The 3,067-nt window shown below is 71.9% G+C and carries 3 protein-coding genes; 2 read left to right on the top strand and 1 reads right to left on the bottom strand.

The window, feature by feature from the left end; genetic code table 11:
* On the bottom strand, positions 1–187 hold a 187-nt coding region (locus AOK24_RS48795), incomplete at its 3' end, for a hypothetical protein (RefSeq protein WP_159052054.1).
* Between the two features lie 276 nt (positions 188–463).
* On the opposite strand from AOK24_RS48795, the gene gabT reads away from it, so the two are divergent.
* Together gabT and AOK24_RS32435 are read left to right on the top strand one after the other, a co-directional pair.
* Positions 464–1,798, top strand: a complete 1,335-nt coding sequence (gene gabT / locus AOK24_RS32440) for a 4-aminobutyrate--2-oxoglutarate transaminase (RefSeq protein WP_055723598.1) — start codon at positions 464–466, stop codon at positions 1,796–1,798.
* Positions 1,799–2,218: 420 nt separating this feature from the next.
* A complete protein-coding gene (locus AOK24_RS32435; protein WP_055723597.1) occupies positions 2,219–3,067 on the top strand; it encodes an alpha/beta fold hydrolase in 849 nt (282 codons plus the stop codon).

Genomic DNA, 3,067 nt, shown 5'->3' with positions numbered 1-3,067 from the left:
TGTCGAGCCACTCGGAGACGGCGCTGCGGGGGGCGGGCTGCTTGTCGTACGGATCACCGGTGCCGTACGGCGCGCCGGGCGCGTGGGTCGGCCTCGGGGGTACGCCCGCGCCCTCCGGGGAGCCCGCAGGGCGCGGCACAGGGCTCGCATGCGTACCGCGCGCGTCCTGCGTCCCGTCGCTGTTCATCGCCCTGCCCCCTGACCAGCCGCTCCGTACACCATCAGCCGTCAATCTAACGCGCCCGCAAAGGGAGTTCACCGCTCCCGCGCCAGACCGCTCCGACACCGCCGTACGCCGTCACTGTCCACGGCGGACAACGCGTCGTCCGGAAGGCGCCCACATGGAGCATGCCCAGCTTGTCGCGCCCGTCCTAACCTGCGAGAAAACGGACGCGGGTACGCGTCACCCCCGCGGGAACCCGCCCGTACGCATCACCCGGTTCGCAACCCCTAGGAGCCCCCCATGACCGACCTCCCGCAGGAGCGCCGGATCGTCACCGCGATCCCCGGCCCCAAGTCGCAGGAGCTTCAGGCCCGCCGCCTGGCCGCCGTCGCGCAGGGCGTCGGTTCGGTGCTGCCGGTGTTCACCGCGCGCGCGGGAGGCGGGATCGTCGAGGACGTCGACGGCAACCGGATGATCGACTTCGGCTCCGGGATCGCGGTGACCAGCGTCGGCGCGTCCGCCGAGGCCGTCGTCCGGCGCGCGAGCGCGCAGCTCGCGGACTTCACGCACACCTGCTTCATGGTCACGCCGTACGAGGGGTACGTCGAGGTCGCCGAGGCGCTCGCCGAGCTGACGCCGGGTGAGCACGCGAAGAAGAGCGCGCTGTTCAACTCGGGCGCCGAGGCCGTCGAGAACGCCGTGAAGATCGCGCGGGCGTACACGAAGCGTCAGGCGGTCGTCGTCTTCGACCACGGCTACCACGGCCGGACCAACCTCACGATGGCCCTGACGGCCAAGAACATGCCCTACAAGCACGGTTTCGGGCCCTTCGCGCCGGAGGTGTACCGGGTGCCCGTCGCGTACGGCTACCGCTGGCCCACCGGCCCCGAGAACGCGGGCCCCGAGGCCGCCGCGCAGGCCATCGACCAGATCTCCAAGCAGGTCGGCGCGGACAACGTGGCCGCGATCATCATCGAACCGGTGCTCGGCGAGGGCGGGTTCATCGAGCCCGCGAAGGGCTTCCTGCCGGCGCTGAGCAAGTTCGCCGCCGACAACGGGATCGTCTTCGTCGCCGACGAGATCCAGTCCGGGTTCTGCCGCACCGGCCAGTGGTTCGCCTGCGAGGACGAGGGCATCGTCCCCGACCTGATCACCACCGCGAAGGGCATCGCGGGCGGGCTGCCCCTCGCCGCCGTCACCGGGCGCGCCGAGATCATGGACGCCGCGCACGCGGGCGGGCTCGGCGGCACCTACGGCGGCAACCCGGTCGCCTGCGCGGGCGCGCTCGGCTCCATCGAGACCATGAAGGCCCTCGACCTCAACGCCCGCGCGAAGGCGATCGAGGCGACCATGAAGGCCCGGCTGCTCGCCATGGCCGACAAGTTCGACGTCATCGGCGACGTGCGCGGGCGGGGCGCGATGATCGCCATCGAGCTGGTCAAGGACCGGGCCACCAAGGAGCCGAACCCCGAGGCCACGGCGGCTCTCGCCAAGGCCTGCCACCAGGAGGGGCTGCTGGTCCTGACCTGTGGAACGTACGGGAACGTCCTCAGGTTCCTGCCCCCGCTGGTCATCGGCGACGACCTGCTCAGCGAGGGCCTCGACATCATCGAAGGCGCGCTCGCGGCCGTCTGACGGGCGTGTGAAGAACGTGTGCGGGGAGGATGGCGGCTCCGGGGTCGGCCTGTTTTTGGGGCGTGAGCTGCCGTAGTTTCGTTCGTGATGAGAGATACACCCGCTCACGGGAGACCGTGGACGGTGCCGGGCCGGGGCCTCCCCAGCTTCGACCTGGTCGTGCCTCGCGCACACATCCGGAGCCACTGGTTCCGGTGATCTCCTCACCGATCGGACCGTCGCCCGCCCCAAACCCCCCGGGGCGGCGGCACCCCGATCCGGACGGCCGTCCCGGAACCACCCCCCCCTGTTCCGGGATGGCCGACCTCCTTCCAGAGGTGCGGACCACTTGCAGGGCCCCGGTTCTCTGAATCGGGGCTTCTTTTTCGGGCGAGTGGCGATACGATACGTCTCGTCTCGCCACTCGATTCTGGAGATCCCATGGAACGATTCGTCGACGTCGCCCCCCGAACCCGCCTCTGGGCCGAGGAGCGCGGCGACCCGCACGCGCCCCCGCTCCTGCTCGTCATGGGCGCCCAGGCGTCCGGCCTCGGCTGGCCCGAGCCCCTCGTGGACCTCCTCGCCGCCCGCCACCGCGTCATCCGCTACGACCACCGCGACACCGGGCGCTCCACCTGGGGGTTCGACGAGCGCCCGTACCCGATCACCGCGCTCGCGCGGGACGCCGTCGCCGTGCTGGACGCGTTCGGTGTCTCGCGCGCGCACGTGGTGGGGCTGTCGCTCGGCGGGATGCTGACGCAGCTCCTGCTCGCCGACCACCCCGAACGGCTGCTCAGCGCGACCCTCATGGGCACGAGCGCGCTCAGCGAGACGCCGTACGCGGGCGGGGAGCTGCCCGGCATCGATCCCGACGTCCTCGCGCTGTGGTCCCTACCAGTGCCGGACGATCTGACGCTCGGCCAGGAGCTGGACCGGCGCGTCGAGCACTGGCGCGCGCTGCACGGGACGCTGCTGCCGTTCGACCCCGCGTACTACCGCGCGCTGGAGGGGGCGATCATCGAGCACACCGGGCACCACCGGGTGAACACCGCGCACGGGCGCGCGGACAGCGACGGGATGCTCCGCACGGACGCGCTCGCGCGCAACGCCGTGCCGACGCTGGTGATCGAGGCACCGGCCGAGCCGGTGTTCCCGCCGCCGCACGCCCGGCATCTCGCGCAGGTGGTCGGGGCAGCGCGGCTGGTGGAGGTACCCGGGATGGGGCACGCGCTGCCACCGGAGGTCTGGGAGCCGCTGGCGAAGGCGATCCTGGAACACACGGGCGCGTGA

The organism is Streptomyces niveiscabiei (assembly GCF_001419795.1).
GTDB lineage: Bacteria > Actinomycetota > Actinomycetes > Streptomycetales > Streptomycetaceae > Streptomyces > Streptomyces niveiscabiei.
The sequence above is the reverse complement of the archived record's forward strand: the minus strand, read 5'-3'. Positions and strand labels throughout refer to the sequence as shown.